18 protein-coding genes are annotated in these 18,668 nt (G+C 40.6%); 11 read left to right on the forward strand and 7 right to left on the reverse strand.

The features are described from left to right. Window positions 1–14: 14 nt before the first annotated feature. The 7 genes from A3K93_RS08860 (at window position 15) to A3K93_RS08890 (ending at window position 9,639) form a co-directional block, all read left to right on the forward strand. Window positions 15–2,063, forward strand: a complete 2,049-nt coding sequence (locus tag A3K93_RS08860) for a site-specific recombinase (protein ID WP_067730833.1) — start codon at window positions 15–17, stop codon at window positions 2,061–2,063. A 152-nt stretch (window positions 2,064–2,215) separates the two neighbouring features. Next, window positions 2,216–2,818 (forward strand): phosphatase PAP2 family protein, encoded by a 603-nt coding sequence (locus tag A3K93_RS08865; RefSeq protein ID WP_067730835.1) that lies wholly within the window; start codon window positions 2,216–2,218, stop codon window positions 2,816–2,818. Between the two features lie 34 nt (window positions 2,819–2,852). Continuing rightward, window positions 2,853–4,097, forward strand: coding sequence for an efflux RND transporter periplasmic adaptor subunit (locus tag A3K93_RS08870; protein ID WP_067730837.1), 1,245 nt, complete (start codon window positions 2,853–2,855; stop codon window positions 4,095–4,097). Window positions 4,098–4,109: 12 nt separating this feature from the next. Next, window positions 4,110–7,289, forward strand: coding sequence for an efflux RND transporter permease subunit (locus tag A3K93_RS08875; RefSeq protein ID WP_067730839.1), 3,180 nt, complete (start codon window positions 4,110–4,112; stop codon window positions 7,287–7,289). After that, complete coding sequence (gene adeK / locus A3K93_RS08880; RefSeq protein WP_067730841.1) at window positions 7,289–8,737, forward strand: multidrug efflux RND transporter AdeIJK outer membrane channel subunit AdeK; 1,449 nt, start codon at window positions 7,289–7,291, stop codon at window positions 8,735–8,737. The genes A3K93_RS08875 and adeK overlap by 1 nt, the downstream gene beginning before the upstream one ends. Window positions 8,738–8,841: 104 nt before the next feature. Continuing rightward, complete coding sequence (locus A3K93_RS08885; protein WP_067730843.1) at window positions 8,842–9,198, forward strand: YbjQ family protein; 357 nt, start codon at window positions 8,842–8,844, stop codon at window positions 9,196–9,198. Window positions 9,199–9,201: 3 nt separating this feature from the next. Next, window positions 9,202–9,639, forward strand: coding sequence for a YbjQ family protein (locus A3K93_RS08890; RefSeq protein WP_067730845.1), 438 nt, complete (start codon window positions 9,202–9,204; stop codon window positions 9,637–9,639). On the opposite strand, the gene def is transcribed toward A3K93_RS08890, so the two are convergent. Then, window positions 9,636–10,115, reverse strand: a complete 480-nt coding sequence (def, locus tag A3K93_RS08895) for a peptide deformylase (RefSeq protein ID WP_067730847.1) — start codon at window positions 10,113–10,115, stop codon at window positions 9,636–9,638. The genes A3K93_RS08890 and def overlap by 4 nt on opposite strands. Window positions 10,116–10,440: 325 nt before the next feature. Here def and A3K93_RS08900 point away from each other — a divergent pair, with 325 nt between their 5' ends. Beyond that, complete coding sequence (locus tag A3K93_RS08900) at window positions 10,441–11,712, forward strand: MFS transporter (RefSeq protein ID WP_067730849.1); 1,272 nt, start codon at window positions 10,441–10,443, stop codon at window positions 11,710–11,712. A 38-nt stretch (window positions 11,713–11,750) separates the two neighbouring features. On the opposite strand, the gene A3K93_RS08905 is transcribed toward A3K93_RS08900, so the two are convergent. The 3 genes from A3K93_RS08905 to A3K93_RS08915 form a co-directional block, all read right to left on the reverse strand. Beyond that, window positions 11,751–12,248, reverse strand: coding sequence for a DUF2505 family protein (locus tag A3K93_RS08905; protein WP_067730851.1), 498 nt, complete (start codon window positions 12,246–12,248; stop codon window positions 11,751–11,753). Window positions 12,249–12,376: 128 nt separating this feature from the next. Next, window positions 12,377–12,649, reverse strand: a complete 273-nt coding sequence (locus A3K93_RS08910) for a hypothetical protein (protein WP_067730853.1) — start codon at window positions 12,647–12,649, stop codon at window positions 12,377–12,379. 36 nt (window positions 12,650–12,685) lie between these two features. Beyond that, window positions 12,686–13,072 (reverse strand): hypothetical protein, encoded by a 387-nt coding sequence (locus A3K93_RS08915; protein WP_157883271.1) that lies wholly within the window; start codon window positions 13,070–13,072, stop codon window positions 12,686–12,688. Window positions 13,073–13,516: 444 nt separating this feature from the next. Here A3K93_RS08915 and A3K93_RS08920 point away from each other — a divergent pair, with 444 nt between their 5' ends. After that, window positions 13,517–13,960, forward strand: coding sequence for a GNAT family N-acetyltransferase (locus tag A3K93_RS08920; protein WP_067730857.1), 444 nt, complete (start codon window positions 13,517–13,519; stop codon window positions 13,958–13,960). Window positions 13,961–14,033: 73 nt separating this feature from the next. On the opposite strand, the gene A3K93_RS08925 is transcribed toward A3K93_RS08920, so the two are convergent. From A3K93_RS08925 to A3K93_RS08935, 3 genes are all read right to left on the reverse strand, one after another. Beyond that, complete coding sequence (locus tag A3K93_RS08925) at window positions 14,034–14,372, reverse strand: FKBP-type peptidyl-prolyl cis-trans isomerase (protein ID WP_067730859.1); 339 nt, start codon at window positions 14,370–14,372, stop codon at window positions 14,034–14,036. Window positions 14,373–14,507: 135 nt separating this feature from the next. Next, window positions 14,508–15,038 (reverse strand): YaeQ family protein, encoded by a 531-nt coding sequence (locus A3K93_RS08930; RefSeq protein WP_067730861.1) that lies wholly within the window; start codon window positions 15,036–15,038, stop codon window positions 14,508–14,510. A 36-nt stretch (window positions 15,039–15,074) separates the two neighbouring features. Next, window positions 15,075–16,106 carry a CobW family GTP-binding protein gene (locus A3K93_RS08935; protein ID WP_067730863.1) on the reverse strand — a complete coding sequence of 344 codons (1,032 nt, stop codon included), beginning with the start codon at window positions 16,104–16,106 and terminating at the stop codon, window positions 15,075–15,077. A gap of 362 nt (window positions 16,107–16,468) precedes the next feature. Between A3K93_RS08935 and A3K93_RS08940 the strand changes: the two genes are divergently transcribed. Both A3K93_RS08940 and A3K93_RS08945 read left to right on the forward strand, forming a co-directional pair. After that, window positions 16,469–16,681, forward strand: coding sequence for a hypothetical protein (locus A3K93_RS08940; protein WP_067730865.1), 213 nt, complete (start codon window positions 16,469–16,471; stop codon window positions 16,679–16,681). Between the two features lie 354 nt (window positions 16,682–17,035). Continuing rightward, window positions 17,036–18,643, forward strand: coding sequence for a bifunctional 3-(3-hydroxy-phenyl)propionate/3-hydroxycinnamic acid hydroxylase (locus A3K93_RS08945; RefSeq protein WP_067730867.1), 1,608 nt, complete (start codon window positions 17,036–17,038; stop codon window positions 18,641–18,643). Window positions 18,644–18,668: the final 25 nt, after the last annotated feature.

Genomic DNA, 18,668 nt, shown 5'->3' on the forward strand with positions numbered 1-18,668 from the left:
ACACTCATTTGCCTATGCATATATATTTGCTCGATCTTCTCCAACAAATGCGCCAACAGCTCGAACAACCACGAGCTGTTTTAGATGAAAAGCTCCTCATCGAACTCATTAATCGAATTCGACCAGAAGACACCAAAGACGGCGCCGAAATCGAAGCAAAGTTTTATGCATTTATACAAAGCCTATTAAGAACGCCAGATGCAGTGTCAACACTGCAATCTTTTGTTCTGCGTTTAATCACACCGTATAAACATACCAGTCTTTTTTCAGATACCGGTATTTTGTCCTTAGATGGCTTTTGGAATCAGCTTAATCAACGCATTGGCGCACATATCTTGCCTTTGATTCCTGATAATCAAAACTTACAGGAACTCTTTCGCAAGGTGTTTCATCAACCAACAGATAAGTTTTGGTTAGATGCTCTAGAAGATGAAGACTGGTTTAACTTATTCAGTGTAATGAATCAAGGCCATTCCAATCAGGCTGAAAAAACCCGAATTAAGAATGAACTGATTAAAGCCATGACTATCCTGTCTTATCGGATCAGTGGAATTGGCTTGCATCCCGAATTTATTAATGCCCAACCTGAACTCATGGAATATGAATCACCTTTCTTGATTCAAAACCGTGAAATTAACGAGTTCATTCAGGAATATAGAAAACGCTATCAGGACAGTAATGTCATTGATGGCGTTATGCCACCCGACGCGGCTCAAGCTTTGGTAATGCTGGAACAATGTCATGATGTGGTGGCTAAGATTCGTCGTTCAACCAAGCGCATTGGGGTGAGTGTCAGTTTGACCTATATGTTGGCGCTACTCGAGCAATGTTTAGAACGTATTGAAATTCTCATTAATATGATGATGGACAACGATAAATTACGCTATCAATCTATTGGGCATTTTATTGTTGATATCAGTGAAGCCATTTATAGCGAACGCAGTGTACGTTCATTACTGGCTACCAACAGTGAATTACTTGCCCTACAAGTGACTGAGAATGCTAGTAAAACCGGTGAACATTATGTAAGTACCGATAAAGCTGGCTTCTTGGCAATGTATAAGTCTGCCGCAGGTGCAGGTGTGATTATTGCCTTTATGGCAACACTTAAAACCTTAATGGCACGCGTCAGTATGGCGCCGCTTATGCAAGCGTTCAGTTATAGCATGAATTATTCATTAGGCTTTATGCTGATTCATGTGCTGCACTTTACCGTTGCTACCAAACAACCTGCGATGACCGCAGCCGCACTTGCCGCGACTGTACAACAGCGTAAAGGTTCCAAGATGGCACAAATTGCCGAACTTGCAGCCCTGATTGTTAATATTATCCGAACCCAGTTTATTGCGATTTTGGGCAATATTTCGATTGCCATCCCAACCGCTGCATTCATTGCTTTTCTTTGGGACAGTGCATTGCATGAACCCTTGATGTCACATCTCAAGGCCAGTAAAACTCTGCACGATTTAAATCCTTTTACCTCTTTAGCCATTCCTCATGCTGCGATTGCAGGTGTCTGCCTATTCTTATCAGGTTTACTTGCAGGTTACTTTGACAATATGGCGGTGTATCGCAAAGTCGGTCCACGAATTAAAGCCCATGTTCAACTGAGTAAACTGATGGGACAGGAACGATTAAATCGTTTTGCTGACTATATTGAACGTAATTTGGGGGCATTGGGCGGTAACTTTATTTTTGGCGTCATGCTTGGCAGTATGGGGACAATTGGCTTTATCTTAGGCTTACCACTTGATATCCGTCATATTGCCTTTGCATCTGCTAATTTCATACAAGGCTTAATGTATATCAATGGGCCAGATATTGGCTTAGTGGTCGTTTCATTCTTAGGCGTGTTACTGATTGGCTTAACCAACTTATTCGTCAGTTTTACCCTCACAATTATTGTGGCACTTCGTGCACGTCGCGTTCGTTTTGAGCAATGGAAACCACTGGCAAAATTGGTAATGACACATTTCCTCACCCGTCCAAGTGATTTCTTTTGGCCACCTCAACCTGTCACGGATGTTGACGAAAATAATACATCGACCAAAACACAAAATTGAGATAATACGGTGTAATTTTAAGCATTATTCCTTAAAAAACATATGGATTTAGCATAAATTACAAGCGCTTGAAAAAAAGTGTACTGACAAGTACACTTCCAAACAGACAGCTAATCGACTCAAGATCGATTAACACGAGCAAGGAATTTTGTATGCCCTACTTGTTGCTTGGTGTTGGTTTTTTATTATTTATAATCAGTCTATTGATGCTTTTTTTCACGCCATTCCAGCACATTGATATGATGTCAGTGGAGTGGATGAGCCTGCATCGTACTTCTGTATTCAATCAATTCACTAAGACATTATCAGCATTAGGTGGCATGCCGTTTGTATTACTTTTCACCACACTATGGAGTATTTATTTAGTGTGGTATAAAAAGTATGCAAACATAATTTTTATATGTATCGGAATTTTTGGAGGAATATCCCTCAGTTGGCTGCTGAAATTTGTATTTTCAAGACCTCGACCTGCTGAACAATTTCATTTAGTTGAGAGTTTTGGGAGTTCTTTTCCCAGTGCACATAGTGCCTATGCTGCATGTTTTGCTGCGCTTATGTTTTTGATTTTTCAACAACATAAATGGCGAAACCTGATTTTTGTCTGCGCACTCATGTGGTTGTTGATCATGGGAATTTCACGTGTCTATTTAGGGGTACATTTTCCTTCGGATGTAATATCCGGCTGGAGTATTAGTTTTATTTGGATTTCTGCACTGTATTTGCTCATGGCAAAGCACAGACTGATGCACAAATAAAAAATTTAGATAAAAATCTAACTGAGGTGGAACAATGATGTCTGCAAAGCTTTGGGCACCTGCCCTGACTGCTTGCGCATTAGCAACAAGTATCGCACTTGTTGGTTGTAGCAAAGATCCTAAAGAGGGCCAGGAAGCTGGCGCTCAACAACAAATGCCACCGACTGAAGTCGGTATCATTGTTGCACAACCGCAAAGTGTCGAGCAGTCCGTAGAACTCTCTGGACGCACAACAGCATTTGAGATTTCAGAAGTACGCCCACAGACTAGTGGTGTTGTCTTGAAACGTTTATTTAGTGAAGGTAGCTATGTCCGTGAAGGTCAAGCACTTTATGAAATTGACTCAAGTACAAACCGCGCAACTGTAGACAACGCAAATGCCTCAATCGCACGTGCAGAAGCAAACCTTGGTGTGCTTCGTGTTAAAGAAGGTCGTTACCGTCAATTGGTTGGTACAAACGCGATCTCTAAACAAGAATACGATGACATCGTTGCACAAGTAAAACTGGCTGAAGCTGAACTGAATGCTAGCCGTGCAACCTTGAAAAATGCGCAAATTAACTTAGGTTACTCAACTGTTCGTGCACCAATTTCAGGTCAAACTAACCGCTCAACTGTAACCGCTGGCGCTTTAGTGACTGCAAACCAAGCTGAACCACTTGTAACGATTCAACGTTTAGATCCAATTTATGTGGATATCAACCAATCAAGTGCTGAATTGCTTCGTTTACGTCAACAATTAAATAAAGGTAGCTTGAACAGTTCAAACAACACACGTGTGAAGTTAAAACTTGAAGATGGCAGCATCTACCCTGTTGAAGGCCGTTTAGCATTCTCTGATGCAAGCGTAAATCCAGAAACAGGTACCGTAACTTTACGTGCCGTGTTCCCAAATAAAGACCATTTATTACTGCCTGGTATGTTTGCAACTGCGCAAATCGTACAAGGTGAAGTACCAAATGCTTACCTCATTCCACAAGTGGCTTTAACTCGTACCCCAACAGGTCAAGCGATGGCAATGCTTGTAAATGCGAAAGGTCTAGTTGAATCACGCCCTGTTGTGACTTCTGGTACACAAGGCAGCAACTGGATTGTGACTGAAGGTCTAAAACCAGGTGATAAAGTGATTGTGGATGGCATTGCGAAAGTAAAACCTGATCAACAAGTGGTTGCTAAGCCATATCAAGCTCAACCTGCTGCTCCGCAAGCAAATGCAAAACCTGCAAATGCAGCGGCTTCAGAAGCGCAATCTGAACAAAAAGCTACTTCAAAATCATAAGGGGTAGACTGAATGGCTCAATTCTTTATCCATCGCCCAATCTTTGCTTGGGTGATTGCATTGGTCATTATGCTGGCGGGTGTGATTACGCTAACAAAAATGCCAATTGCGCAGTACCCAACGATTGCACCACCGACTGTTACAGTGTCTGCAACTTATCCTGGTGCATCTGCAGCGACTGTTGAAAACACTGTTACTCAGATCATTGAACAACAGATGAATGGTCTAGATGGCTTGCGCTATATTTCTTCAACAAGTGCAGGTAACGGTCAAGCATCTATTGCTTTGAACTTCGAACAAGGCATCGACCCTGATATCGCGCAAGTTCAAGTGCAAAATAAACTTCAATCAGCAACTGCACTTTTACCTGAAGATGTACAACGTCAAGGTATTAAAGTCACAAAGTCTGGTGCGAGCTTCTTACAAGTATTGGCTTTCTATTCAACAGATGACAGCCTGACTGCAGAAGACATTAAAGACTATGTAAACTCGAATATTTCTGAACCACTGAGCCGTGTTGCAGGTGTGGGTGAAGTTCAAGTCTTTGGTGGTTCATATGCAATGCGTATTTGGATGGATCCTGCCAAAATGGCAAGCCTCCAAGTCACTCCAAGTGATATTGCCAATGCGTTACGTACGCAGAACGCTCAGGTTGCGGTTGGTCAGTTAGGTGGTGCGCCTTCTGTAGAAGGTCAAATGCTAAATGCCACTGTAAATGCACAAAGTTTGCTGACGACACCTGAAGAATTTAAGAATATCTTCTTAAAGAATGCGGCAAATGGTGCACAAGTTCGTTTAGGCGATGTGGCACGTGTGGAACTTGGTGCTGATAACTACCAATTTGACTCTAAGTTCAATGGTAAGCCTGCTGGCGGTGTTGCAATTAAACTGGCAACTGGTGCGAACGCATTGGATACAGCAAAAGCTGTTGAAGCACGTTTGAAAGAACTTCGTCCGAACTACCCTGCGGGTATGAAAGACCAACTTGCTTTCGATACAACACCGTTTATTAAGCTTTCAATTGAAAGTGTTGTACACACCTTAATCGAAGCAGTCATTCTTGTATTCTTCGTCATGTTCTTGTTCTTACAGAACTGGCGTGCAACATTAATTCCAACGATGGCTGTACCTGTTGTTGTATTGGGTACATTTGCCATCATCAACGTGTTTGGCTTCTCAATTAACACCTTAACCATGTTCGCCATGGTACTCGCGATTGGTCTGTTGGTGGATGACGCGATTGTTGTGGTCGAAAACGTCGAACGTGTCATGGCCGAGGAACATTTAGATCCTGTCACGGCCACTGAAAAATCAATGCGTCAGATTTCAGGTGCTTTGGTGGGTATTACTTCGGTATTAACCGCAGTATTCGTGCCAATGGCATTTATGAGTGGTACGACTGGGGTTATTTACCGTCAGTTCTCGATCACACTGGTTACTGCAATGATCCTTTCATTGATCGTGGCATTGACCTTTACCCCTGCTCTGTGTGCGACTATCTTGAAACAACATGATCCAGATAAAGCACCAAGCAATAATATTTTTGCACGTTTCTTCCGTTGGTTTAACAGCAGTTTCGATAAGCTTTCGGGTAAATATCAAAACGGCGTTAGCCGTATGACGCACCATAAATTGTTCTCTGGACTTCTTTATGGCGCAGTGATTGTTGTTCTTGGTTTCTTGTTCACCAAACTACCATCTTCGTTCTTACCAAACGAAGACCAAGGCGTGGTGATGACTTTGGTTCAATTACCACCAAATGCGACCTTGGAACGTACGGACAAAACCATTGATGCGATGACAGGCTATTTCCTTGAAAAAGAGAAAGACTACGTCGACTCTGTGTTCAGTGTTGCTGGCTTCTCATTCACAGGTGTTGGTCAAAACGCTGGTCTTGCCTTCATTAAATTGAAAGATTGGGAAGAACGTACATCACCCGAATCGCAAATTGGTGCAATTATTGGTCGTGGTATGGCATTGAATATGATCGTGAAAGATGCGTCATATATCATGCCATTACAGCTTCCTGCAATGCCTGAATTGGGTGTGAGTGCGGGCTTTAACTTGCAGCTTAAAGATGCAGGTGGTTTAGGTCACGAACAACTCTTAAATGCACGTAATGCCATTTTAGGTATGGCTGCACAAGACAAACGTCTTGTAGGTGTTCGTCCAAATGGTCAAGAAGATACACCACAGTACAAGATCATTGTCGACCAAGCACAAGCTGGTGCTGCAGGTGTGAGTATCTCTGAGATCAATACAACCATGGGCATGGCTTGGGGTGGTTCGTACATCAATGACTTCGTTGACCGTGGACGTGTGAAAAAAGTTTACGTTCAAGGCGAAGCTGATGCGCGTATGATGCCTGAAGACTTGAACAAGTGGTATGTTCGTAATAACCAAGGTGCGATGGTTCCATTCTCTTCATTCGCAACTGGCGAATGGACCTATGGTTCACCACGTCTAGAGCGTTATAACGGTATTTCATCACTTAATATTCAAGGTACGCCAGCACCGGGTGTAAGTTCTGGTGAAGCAATGGCAGCGATGGAAGAAATCGTTGCGAAACTTCCATCCATGGGCTTACAAGGCTTTGACTACGAATGGACAGGTTTATCTCTAGAAGAGCGTGAGTCTGGTGCACAAGCGCCATTCCTATACGGTCTTTCATTGTTAATCGTATTCTTATGTCTTGCTGCGCTTTATGAAAGCTGGTCAATCCCATTCTCTGTACTTTTGGTTGTACCATTGGGTATCGTAGGTGCTGTTACCTTAACCTTCCTTGGTATGCTTGTATTTAAAGACCCGAACCTTTCAAATAACATCTACTTCCAAGTGGCGATGGTTGCCGTAATCGGTCTGGCAGCTAAAAATGCCATCTTGATTGTAGAGTTTGCGAAAGAACTCCAAGAACAGGGTGAAGAATTGATGGACGCAACTATGCATGCTGCAAAAATGCGTTTACGTCCAATCGTTATGACGACCCTTGCCTTCGGTTTTGGTGTACTTCCGCTTGCCCTTGCCTCTGGTGCAGGTGCCGGTAGTCAGCACTCAGTCGGTTATGGTGTTCTTGGTGGTGTAATCAGTTCTACATTACTCGGGATCTTCTTTATTCCTGTATTCTACGTATGGGTACGAAGTATCTTTAAATACAAACCAAAACAACAAAATAAACAGGAGCAAACCTCGTGATGCAAAAAGTATGGTCTGTTTCAGGTCGTAGCATTGCGGTATCTGCAATTGCGCTTGCTTTGACTGCATGTCAAAGCATGCGTGGTCCAGAACCCACTGTCCAAGCCAATATCCCGCAAGGTTATTTAGCGGGTCCTGCGGGGACTTCAGTTGCTGAACAAGGTTATAAAGATTTTTTCGCAGATCAACGCTTAATCCAAGTCATTGATTTAGCCTTAAACAATAACCGTGATTTACGCACAGCTGCGTTAAATATTGAACGTGCGCAACAAGCCTATCAAATTACCCAAAACAACCAGCTTCCAAGTATTGGTGTAACAGGTAGTGTTTTGCGTCAAGATACTGCCAACACCCGTGGTGCAACCAGTTCTTATAATGTCGGACTTGGTATAACTGCTTATGAGCTTGATTTTTGGGGCCGTGTACGTAGCTTGAAAGACAATGCCTTAGATACTTATTTGGCAACTGCAAGCGCACGTGATGCAACGCAAATTGCTTTGATTGGTCAAGTGGCTCAAGCTTGGGTGGCATATTCGTATGCCAATGCAAACTTAAAACTTGCAGATCAAACGCTTAAAACTCAGCTTGAATCTTATAATCTAAACAAAAAACGTTTTGATGTTGGTATCGACAGTGAAGTTCCTGTACGTCAAGCACAAATCTCTGTTGAAACTGCACGTAGTGACGTTGCTGAATATAAGACTCAACTTGCACAAGCAAAGAACTTACTGAATCTTTTGGTGGGTGAACAAGTTCCTGCAAGCTTATTGCCATCTCAACGTGTAACAAAAGTGACTTCAAATTCTGCGTTCGCTGCTGGTTTGCCAAGTGACTTATTGAACAATCGTCCGGATATCCGTGCTGCTGAATATCGTCTTTCTGCGGCTGGTGCAAACATCGGTGCTGCCAAAGCGGCATTGTTCCCTAGCATTCGCTTAACAGGTAGTGCAGGTTACGGTTCAACTGAACTTTCTGATTTATTCAAATCAGGTTCATTTGCATGGTCAATTGGCCCAAGTCTAGATTTACCAATTTGGGATTGGGGCACACGTAAAGCAAATATCAAAATTTCAGAAACAGACCAAAAAATTGCATTGTCTGAATATGAAAAAGCGATTCAATCTGCTTTCCGTGAAGCAAATGATGCTTTAGCTGTACGTCAGAATATTGCTGATCGTGTTGCTGCACAGCGTCGTCTTGTCGATGCAACCAATACCACTTATAAATTATCGAATGCACGCTTCCGTGCGGGTATTGATAGTTACTTAACTGTATTGGATGCTCAGCGTACATCATATGCTGCAGAGCAAGGTTTATTGTTACTTGAACAAGCAAATTTAAATAACCAAATTGAAGTGTATAAAACTTTAGGTGGTGGTTTAAAAGCAACAACAAGTCAACAAGTGGTTAACCCTGCATCTAGTGCAGAACGCGCAAATGCACAATAAGCATTTCTTTTAAAAATAAAAAAGCTCACTTCGGTGGGCTTTTTTATTGCTTTTCTAAACATAGTTTTCTATCTTGATGGAAATTTAAACTAGAATAGAAAAGCATGCTATTAAGTAATTTAGAAACTGTTCCGGGTCATACCATCACTCAGCAGATCGATGTTGTCTACGGCAGCACCGTACGTAGTAAACACGTAGGTCGTGATCTTTTGGCAAGTCTGAAAAATATTGTCGGCGGTGAACTGACTGCCTACACTGAACTTTTAGAAGAATCGCGTCAAGAAGCCATGAATCGTATGATTCAGAAAGCCAAAAACTTGGGCGCAAATGCCATTGTGGGTATTCGTTTCTCAACTTCAAATATTGCTCAAGGTGCTTCAGAACTCTTTGTTTATGGCACAGCTGTTATTGTTACTCCAACTTCACTCAAGCTTCCTGATCCTTTCCCATCAGAGGGTTAAGCCATGGATGCGGTGTTCTTTAAAATTGGTTTGTTCGTCGTTTTGTTCCTGATCGGTTTTGCATTTGGACGTTATAACGAGCAGAAACATTTAAAACAACTTGATGAAGCAGAAGCGCGCTTGGCTTATATTCAAATCGACACCAATCGTTTTGCAAGTTCGACCTATGATGGTCAAATGATTAGCAGCAATGTGGTTATTTCTCATGACTACTTTAAATATGTCATTGCCAATATTCAGAATTTTTTCGGTGGACGTTTGACCAGCTATGAAAGTATTGTTGAACGTGCACGGCGTGAAGCTGTGGTTCGCTTGAAACAGCAAGCTGAAAAAGTTGGTGCAACACACATCATGGGGCTTCGACTCAGTACCACAGAGTTAGGTATGCAAGGCGGTATGGTCGAAGTCTTTGCTCTAGGTACTGCTATTTTTAAAAGCTAAAGTCGCTCTACAAATAAAATTCCATCTAAATGGTCAATTTCATGTTGTACGATTCGTGCAGGAAAGCCTGAAAATTCTTGCACGATCTCATGCCCTTGCAAATTCAAATACCGTACTTTGATCTGTTCAGCCCGAGCAACATCACCACGTTGTTCAGGCACGCTGAGACACCCTTCCTGCCCGATCACTTTTGCTTGTGACGCTTCAATAATTTTGGGATTCAGCATAATGATCGGCTGCATGTTTGGTGCATCGGGATAACGTGGATTGGCACGCGATGCCACAATGATGATCCTTTTTGAAACATAGACTTGTGGTGCAGCAATCCCTACACCTTGTCGTGCGAGCATGGTTGCCATCATGGCTTCTGTCAAATGGTTGAGCCATTCACTTTTCAGTTCTACTTCCATTACCGGTGCAGCGATCAAATTTAAAATCGGCTCACCTTGCTGTGCCACAGCCAAAATATTATTCATTGAGCTTCATCTGCCCTAAACATTCAAATACTCTCTATGATCTTAAACTAATCAACGTCATCCACTTTATCATTTATTTTCATAAAAGCTTTATCACTCCCAAATAGTTCAATTGATTTCTACAGTCATCCTTTTATTTTTTGAAACGATATTATTTAAGTTATAAATCAAGTTGACTACGAAGCTATTATTAATAACTTAAAAGCATAACTTATTTATGTTTAATAACTTTTTATTTTAACCAATAAAAGAAAGATTGATTATTCAATAAAACAAGCTTCTTTTAGAATCATGCACATCTTGACCATTCAAAAGGAATTGAAACATGGCTGCACCTCCACGTCTGAGTACAGCAGATAAACGTACACTTGGTCTATCATCACTCGGTGGTGCATTAGAATTTTATGATTTTGTCATTTATGTCTTTTATGCCAAGCTGATTTCAGAGTTATTTTTCCCAAGTACACTGAGTCCATTTTGGGCGATGCTAAACACCTATGGTATTTTTGCTGCAGGTTATTTTTTCCGTCCATTGGGCGGTGTGGTGATGGCTCATTTTGGTGACTTGATTGGACGTAAACGTCTATTCAGTTTATCCATTTTACTCATGGCTTTACCTACGCTCATTATTGGTATTTTGCCAACCTTCGAACAAATTGGTTATGCAGCACCACTTCTGTTGCTCCTCATGCGTATGGTTCAAGGCATTGCAATTGGTGGTGAAATTCCAGCCGCGTGGACTTTTGTATCAGAGCATGTCCCTGAAAAACGTATCGGGATTGCCAATGGTGTTCTCACCGCAGGCTTATCTCTAGGGATTCTGCTTGGCGCTTTAATGTCATTGTTCATCTCACTACAGTTTAGCGAAGCTGAAATTAAAGACTGGGCATGGCGTATTCCATTTATACTCGGTGGTGTCTTTGGTTTTGTTGCGCTGTATTTGCGTAGCTATTTAAAAGAAACACCTGTATTTAAAGCCATGCAGGCGAAAAAGGAATTGGCGCAAGGCTTGCCTGTGAAATATGTTTTGGCTGAACATAAAACCGCAACTGTCATCGGCATGCTGTTTACATGGTTCTTAACTGGCTGTGTCGTGGTATTAATTTTAGCGATGCCAAATCTACTTGTAGGCGCTTTCGGTTTTGAACGTGCTGACGCATTTAAAATGCAAAGTGCTGCAATTTTGATGCAAATGCTTGGCTGTGTGCTTGCTGGTGTGTTTGCTGACCGTTTTGGTGCAGGCAAAGTCATGCTGTTTGGCTCAATTTTGGTTGCCGCAATGGCCGGTATTTTCTACAACAGCCTAGGACATGTCGCACCATCTACTGTGTTTATTCTATACATGCTGTTAGGCTTAAGCTCAGGCACTGTCGGCATGGTTTCATACAGTATGGTGAAAATGTTCCCAGCCAAAATTCGTTTTACTGGTATTTCTTTCTCGTACAATGTCGCGTATGCCATCGCAGGTGGTATCACTTTACCACTCGTACAATGGTTAAGTTTATACAGCAATATCGGTGCTTTATATTATATTTGGACTGTTTGTTTAGTAACACTCTTTACAGCAGTGCTCTACAAAGCCAAATTCGAAAAGTAACCTAAAAAAAGAGCTTCCATATGGAAGCTCTTTTTGACTTAAGCCACTAAAGCTTTACGCAATTCGTCTTCAATAATTTCGATTTCAATTTGGCTAAATTTACGGATTTCGCCTTCTGCATGTTTTTCTAGCATCCCCCCAATCAATGGCACTTTAACTTTTACCATCCATTCCAAATGAAATGCCACATGCTCATCATTGCCTGTCACGTGACGTTGGCAATTGGCCTGAATAGGTAAGTTGGCACCTAGCTCTACCGTTGAAGTCAGCTTTTCTAAATTACTAATATCGGTACGTTTCAATCGAAACGCATCTTTCAACATTTTTTTCGCAATGTCTGGAATGTTCACATCCAAATTATAGGCACGCTTCATGGTAAAAATGTCTCCATCAACTTCTGAGACTAAAATTTCCATGTTTTGTGCAGGTAAATGATGACAAACCACTTCATGCATTTTGGTGTCTTTGGCAATACGTTTAAAATCGCTTAATGAAATTCCATCGATTTGTGCTTGAACGGTAAATTGATGCGCCATGGCAACTTCCTATTTTATTTTTATCAGCGTTTTTTCATTAGACCATGAGGTCCATTAGATCAATATATTTAAAAGGTTTTAAATCCGTAATACATTCATTGTGATAAGAATTTTATCGGTCATTTGAGTCAATCTATGGCAATTAGACTTACTGAACAAGTTTCTCCGCAATCTATATTTAAACGGTAATGTGTATACTGAATGCTGATATAGAACACTTCTGCTCCATCATCTAACCCTGAAACATGCCAGATGGTGCCCTGAGGGAAATCCTCAAGCCAAGATGCCTTATAAAAATCTGATACATGGTCAAAATTGAGATAAAGCTCAGGCTGATTTTGAATTTTTTTGGCAATGGCGAGAAATTTTGCTAACTGGGCTTGTTTAAAATCAATAATCATATCGATGTGGTCATTTCAAATAAAAGTGCAAAAGGTCTAGCTTACAGGATCAATCTCTATTTTGATTTTTTGTTCATTCCCATTTCGATCGATATGGGTACAAAAAATTCCATAACGACTCACATAATATTCAAATGACTGCTGATAAAAAGCCCAATAAATCGACCACTCACCAAGATCTAGACGACGAATCTCACTTTCAGTGTGCATTGGCATTTTATTTAACCATTCAAGTTGTAAATCACGTGCCTGTTGGATATCCGTCAGCTTTATCTTTTGTTCCAAAAATTGATTGATCACATCGTCAAAATATTGTGGTTCAAAAGCATCAATCGTACGTTCGTGTTGAATCGTTTTTTGGCTTTCCGATGGTTTAGTCTCAGTTTGAGATGCAGAAACTTTACTGTGCCCTCGTTGATTCAAATGTCGTCGTTTATATTTTTGCGTGATCCATACCTTTTTTATGCACATACTCAAGCTATAGATCAGAATAAAAAAGATCAGAAATATAAGGACTTTGAGCATCATGTATTCTCATCTATCAATGGTATTGCACTCTGACAACAGCTTTGCCGTATAGTGTTATTTTTAGCCTGTGCCTAACACTTTACAACGAAATTAACTTCGCTCCCAAGTACTCATCACAATTTCAAAAATTGGTTATTTTCCAATTCAAGTGAAATATTAAAAAATAAACTACCCATTTTCACATCCTCACGATCTCGATACATTTGTAACAAAAGCCCAATCGAAATAGTGAATAACCGCACAGTTATAGGTAAAAAAACACAATTCATGCCTATAATTTTTGCGCCAACTAGCCTCAAATGTAAATGAGATAAAGTTAGTGATATATGTTAAATAGCCATGATCCGTGAAGGAAAAGTTCAAGATATTCCCCAAATAATCGACGTTATTCAGGATAGTATTCGCTCCTGTGTCGAGGATCACCATCGTCATGAAAATATTATTCAGCCTTGGCTGGAGCGCTACACCGATGCACAGCTTATTAGTGAAATGCTCTATAACGATTGTTGGGTGTATCTAATTCATGACAAAGTCGTTGGTTTCATTATGGTCACAGACCAAGGTGAAATTAAGATGCATTTCGTTGCCACACATGCTCAAAAAATGGGAATCGGTAGCGCGCTTTATGATTATATGCTGCAGCAAATGAGCAATAAGAACGTGCATAAAATTGAAGTTAAAAGTACCCTATCTTCCTTAGATTATTATCTGCATTTGGGCTTTCAAAATTATGGACCTTCAGGTCTTGAAGAAAGTCAGAAATTATATAAATATTTATTTTAAAAAGTTATTTTTGAATCTAAGAATGAATAGGCAAGGTTTGCCTATTCATTCTTTTACTATATAAAAATCGCAATTAATCGCGAGTTTTTACATCATATAATTCAATTTCAAAGATTAAGTTTGAATTGGCAGGGATAATATTCCCCATTTTACGCTCACCGTAGGCTAAATGAGATGGCACGATTAATTTACGTTTACCACCAACTTTCATCCCAATAATACCTTGATCCCAACCTTTGATCACACGACCAGTACCAATCACGGTTTCAAAGTAGTTACCACGGTCTAATGATGAGTCAAATTTAGTCCCATCTTCTAACCAGCCTGTGTAATGTGTGGTAATTAACGCACCTTTAACCGCTTCTTTACCTTCACCTACCACTAGATCGATGATTTCTAATTCTTTGGTCATGACGTATTTCCTGATATAAACAAACCCCAGCATTATAAACAGGAATTATGCGGTCTGCTGTTGTCATGCTGAAAATTCAAGCATTCATAAAAAAAGATGCCCTAGGGCATCTTTAAATATCAGCGAAGTTCACACTTACTGTAGTTGTTCCCATTCAATAACTGCTTGAGCTTGATCACCAATTAATGTCCACTCACCATCCATAACATTAAGTTGTAGTTGCATTGTACGCTCACAAAGTTGCTGAACAGCTTCAGTACTTGCTGTTGAGATTTTCCACACTTGGACATTAGATAAAGTCTTTAACTTAGAATTGCGTTTGTACCAATCATCAACTGAAGATCCATAAGTCACGACTGCGACATTTTTACAACGTGCGCTGGCTTTTTTGACTTTATCTTCATCAGGGCTGCCTACTTCAATCCACTGAAGCAATTGACCCGTCAAATCTTTTTGCCACAAAGCAGGTTCATCTGTTTCAAACAAGTCTTTGGTAAATTCAAGCCCTTCTGCAGCAAAACGCGCATAAGCCAAAATACGTACCATTAAACGTTCAATGGTTTCAGAAGGATGTAAAGCCATCGTCAGTTGATAATCTTCATAACGGTGGACATCCATATCCGCAATATTTAGATCTGCCTTATAGATTGTTGCTTTAAGCGCCATATGTGATTCCTCAAATTTGCGCATAGCATATAAGATTTATCTGTCTTTTGCAGAGCTGATTGTATCTGATGATTCTAAACGACATGCCATGAGCTGTTCTTCAAATACCGCCCAATCACGTGCTTGCTGATAAATCACCTCAATCCGATTATCAATGCTTTCTTCACTGGATTGGTAGTTAAACTGCTCAGGGTTAAAGTTAAAGCTTTTCCAGCCTTGATCAGTATGGAAAATTCCTTTAATACGCAGCCAATCTTGTTGTTCACAAAGCAGATCCAGCAGATCCAGAAAATTAAATGTCCAGCGTTTTGGAAACTTCCACCCTGCGACAGAATAACCTTGAGCAGATTCCACATAATGATACGGTAATTGCTGAATGACCGTTTGTGTCTGATCTACTGACATCCGCTTCTGCAATTTAAGTAAAGGCTGTATTTTGCGTGCTGTCCCGACATAGTTTTGTTTAAGCAGGTCTAAACTGATTTTTCCCTGCTCAGCTTCAAGCCAAGTTTGTTGATACGCAGCATATTCTTTTTTAAGTGCATTCAATGCATCTATGTCATGCGCGGTCATGACATCAGCATGAGAAACAATCACAATTTGTGCGGCTTTGAGTTGATCTTGATATAGATTTTGCTGTGTCCAATCTTGATCGTGTAATTGTGATCCATTCACGACTGTGACCAAAGCCTGCATAGACAAGAGACTCTGCCAATGTGGCTCAGTCAGTTGTTCAAGTAACTGGCTTGGGTGACCGAGTCCTGTGGGTTCTATAAACAAACGATCAGGTTTTGACTCACTAAGTAACCGTGAAAGTGCGATTTGCATCGGTAGTTGGCTACTGCAACACAGGCAACCACCTAAAAGCTCTTTGACCGCATAGCCCTGTTCTTGTGGTAGTAATTGTTGATCGACCCCAATTTGCCCAAACTCATTCATGAGCACTGCCCATGTTTCATCTTCAGGCTTTTGGGCAAGTAAATGCTGTAAAAGTGTTGTTTTACCCGCACCTAAAAATCCAGAAATAATATGAACAGGTATGGCTGGTGTCGGGCTAAGGACGTTCAAATTAGACTCACTTTTCGATCAGGTGTTGATTCATCACAGTATATCCAATCTTAACGAATTTAGAGCTTAATACATGGTACTGAACTTTCGAATCAGTAAAAAATGAAGGGGATTTACGGAACTACTTAAGGTTTTGGAGGCACTTTTGACATGTTTTGAAATATTTTAAGCAAAGTGAATGGTGTATATGTAACACAATTGAAACAACTTTCCTGCGTTTGTATAAGGACAGTTTAAGCTTTAGTTTCTGTTCTGTTACATCCGTTGCCCATCTTATTTTCAGCACCTAGGATTAACCTCAGCCAAAATGATGTGATGGTCATTGCGGTTGAAATTTAAAAACATATGAAGGATGCTTTAAGATGAAATTATCTCAATTATTGTGTGCAACAACACTTTCTATTGCTGCTGTAAGTGCATTTGCTGCTAAACCAACTACCCCACCTGTCACAGTTTCTGACCAAGAAGAAGCTGTTGTGAACACTCAAGAATCACCAAATACTCAACCTGCTGCTCAGCCATCTGATGAACAACCTGCTTCAGAACCACGTGTCGAAGCAGCACCCGCAGAATAATTTTTTCCTAGATGTTCTCAGAACATAATGTGATAGATATCTTGTTCAACATCTCCAGTGGGCTATGCTCAAGTTGACTCGATATCTTTTCGAGCTGGATCAATTCATGATTGATTCAGCTTTTTTATATTTAATATGTATGAATCGCTTTTAACCATAGCCATATCTAATCATGAGATTAAATCAAATTATGACTATTCTTTATTTAATTAATATATTTCAATAACTTAATAAATTTTAATTTTCCCATACATCTATTATTAATCCATTTCACCTACTATCGCATAGCTTGCGACACAGTCATTTTAAGCCCTTAATAGTCCTCAATGTGAATTGATTGTATGGACATTCGCGATGAGTAACAAAGCAAATTACACAACGGACGTAGCGATTTTAGGTGCTGGCCCTGTCGGTCTCACGATTGCCAATTATCTTAGCAAGCAAGGTGTCAGTGTCACTGTTGTTGAACAACTTGATTCTTTAATTGACTATCCTCGTGCCATTGGTATTGATGATGAATCATTGCGTACCATTCAATCATTGGGTTTAGTCGATCAAGTACTCCCACATACCACACCAAATCATGCAATGCGCTTTTTAACACCAAAAGGTCACTGCTTTGCCGATATTCAGCCTTTAACACGTGAATTTGGTTTTTCACGTCGTAACGCATTTATTCAGCCACAAGTGGATAATGTGTTATTGCAAGGTTTGAAAGCTTATAAAGACACGCAAGTGCTCTTTTCACGTCAATTGACCAGCTTTAATCAAGATGCCAATGGCGTAACACTGAATATTCAAAACAAAGATCAAACTGAAGAAACAGTGCAAGCAAAATACTTGATTGCTTGCGATGGTGGTAACTCTATTGTTCGTCGCACTTTAAATATTGGTTTTGATGGTAAAACTGCACCGAACCAATGGATCGTGATTGATATCGAAAATGATCCTCTAGCGACACCACATATTTACTTATGCTGTGACCCTGTACGTCCTTATGTTTCAGCAGCTTTACCACACGGTATTCGTCGTTTCGAATTCATGGTGATGCCAGGTGAAACGCAAGAAGAACTCAGCAAACCTGAAAATATTGCCAAACTTTTATCAAAAGTATTACCTACGACTGATGGTATCGAAGTGATTCGTCAGCGTGTCTATACCCATAATGCCCGTATTGCCGATAAATTCCGTGTAGATCGTATTTTACTTGCAGGTGATGCAGCTCACATCATGCCAGTATGGCAAGGTCAAGGCTATAACAGCGGTATGCGTGATGCCTTCAACCTTGCATGGAAAGTGGCATTGGTAGTGCAAGGCAAAGCTAGCCCTGAGCTCTTAGATTCTTATCAAATTGAACGTAAAGACCATGCCAAAGCAATGATTGATCTTTCCGTAATGGCAGGTCATGTGCTTGCGCCACCGAAAAAATGGCATGGTGTAGTACGTGATGGTATTGCCTATGCATTGAACTACATCAAGCCAATTAAGCAATATTTACTTGAAATGCGCTTTAAACCAATGCCGAAATATCATGAAGGTGCATTGGTGAAAGACAATAATAAAGAATCACCTGTCGGCAAAATGTTTATTCAGCCACAAGTTCAGCTTGAATCAGGCGCAACAGTTTTATTAGACGAAGTGATTGGTAATGACTTTGCAGTGATTGCTTGGGGTGTTGATCCACAATGGGGTCTCTCTGAAGCAAGCATGAAACAATGGCAAAAATTAGGCGTGAAGTTTATTCAAGTGATTCCAGCCGTTCAGCTCAGCAATGAAAAACGTGTCAAATATGACAACGTGATCACGATTGGTGATATCGGCACTGAAATCCGTACTTGGTTCGGTAAAACAACATCTTCTGTTGTTCTGCTCCGCCCTGACCGTTTCGTGGCTGCACTTGCAATTCCTCAAACACTTGATAGTACAAGCCAACAGTTCTTTGCAAAACTGCATGCAAAATAATTGAACCTTATAAAAAAACCACGCT

The sequence above is a fragment of the Acinetobacter sp. NCu2D-2 genome, from assembly GCF_001647675.1.
Taxonomy (GTDB): domain Bacteria; phylum Pseudomonadota; class Gammaproteobacteria; order Pseudomonadales; family Moraxellaceae; genus Acinetobacter.

Excerpts from the sequence above, each read along its gene's own strand:
- A3K93_RS08860 (WP_067730833.1), top strand. The coding sequence starts at position 15 with ATGCATATATATTTGCTCGATCTTCTCCAACAAATGCGCCAACAGCTC.
- A3K93_RS08865 (WP_067730835.1), top strand. The coding sequence starts at position 2,216 with ATGCCCTACTTGTTGCTTGGTGTTGGTTTTTTATTATTTATAATCAGT.
- A3K93_RS08870 (WP_067730837.1), top strand. The coding sequence starts at position 2,853 with ATGATGTCTGCAAAGCTTTGGGCACCTGCCCTGACTGCTTGCGCATTA.
- A3K93_RS08875 (WP_067730839.1), top strand. The coding sequence starts at position 4,110 with ATGGCTCAATTCTTTATCCATCGCCCAATCTTTGCTTGGGTGATTGCA.
- adeK (WP_067730841.1), top strand. The coding sequence starts at position 7,289 with ATGCAAAAAGTATGGTCTGTTTCAGGTCGTAGCATTGCGGTATCTGCA.
- A3K93_RS08885 (WP_067730843.1), top strand. The coding sequence starts at position 8,842 with ATGCTATTAAGTAATTTAGAAACTGTTCCGGGTCATACCATCACTCAG.
- A3K93_RS08890 (WP_067730845.1), top strand. The coding sequence starts at position 9,202 with ATGGATGCGGTGTTCTTTAAAATTGGTTTGTTCGTCGTTTTGTTCCTG.
- def (WP_067730847.1), bottom strand. The coding sequence starts at position 10,115 with ATGAATAATATTTTGGCTGTGGCACAGCAAGGTGAGCCGATTTTAAAT.
- A3K93_RS08900 (WP_067730849.1), top strand. The coding sequence starts at position 10,441 with ATGGCTGCACCTCCACGTCTGAGTACAGCAGATAAACGTACACTTGGT.
- A3K93_RS08905 (WP_067730851.1), bottom strand. The coding sequence starts at position 12,248 with ATGGCGCATCAATTTACCGTTCAAGCACAAATCGATGGAATTTCATTA.
- A3K93_RS08910 (WP_067730853.1), bottom strand. The coding sequence starts at position 12,649 with ATGATTATTGATTTTAAACAAGCCCAGTTAGCAAAATTTCTCGCCATT.
- A3K93_RS08920 (WP_067730857.1), top strand. The coding sequence starts at position 13,517 with ATGATCCGTGAAGGAAAAGTTCAAGATATTCCCCAAATAATCGACGTT.
- A3K93_RS08925 (WP_067730859.1), bottom strand. The coding sequence starts at position 14,372 with ATGACCAAAGAATTAGAAATCATCGATCTAGTGGTAGGTGAAGGTAAA.
- A3K93_RS08930 (WP_067730861.1), bottom strand. The coding sequence starts at position 15,038 with ATGGCGCTTAAAGCAACAATCTATAAGGCAGATCTAAATATTGCGGAT.
- A3K93_RS08940 (WP_067730865.1), top strand. The coding sequence starts at position 16,469 with ATGAAATTATCTCAATTATTGTGTGCAACAACACTTTCTATTGCTGCT.
- A3K93_RS08945 (WP_067730867.1), top strand. The coding sequence starts at position 17,036 with ATGAGTAACAAAGCAAATTACACAACGGACGTAGCGATTTTAGGTGCT.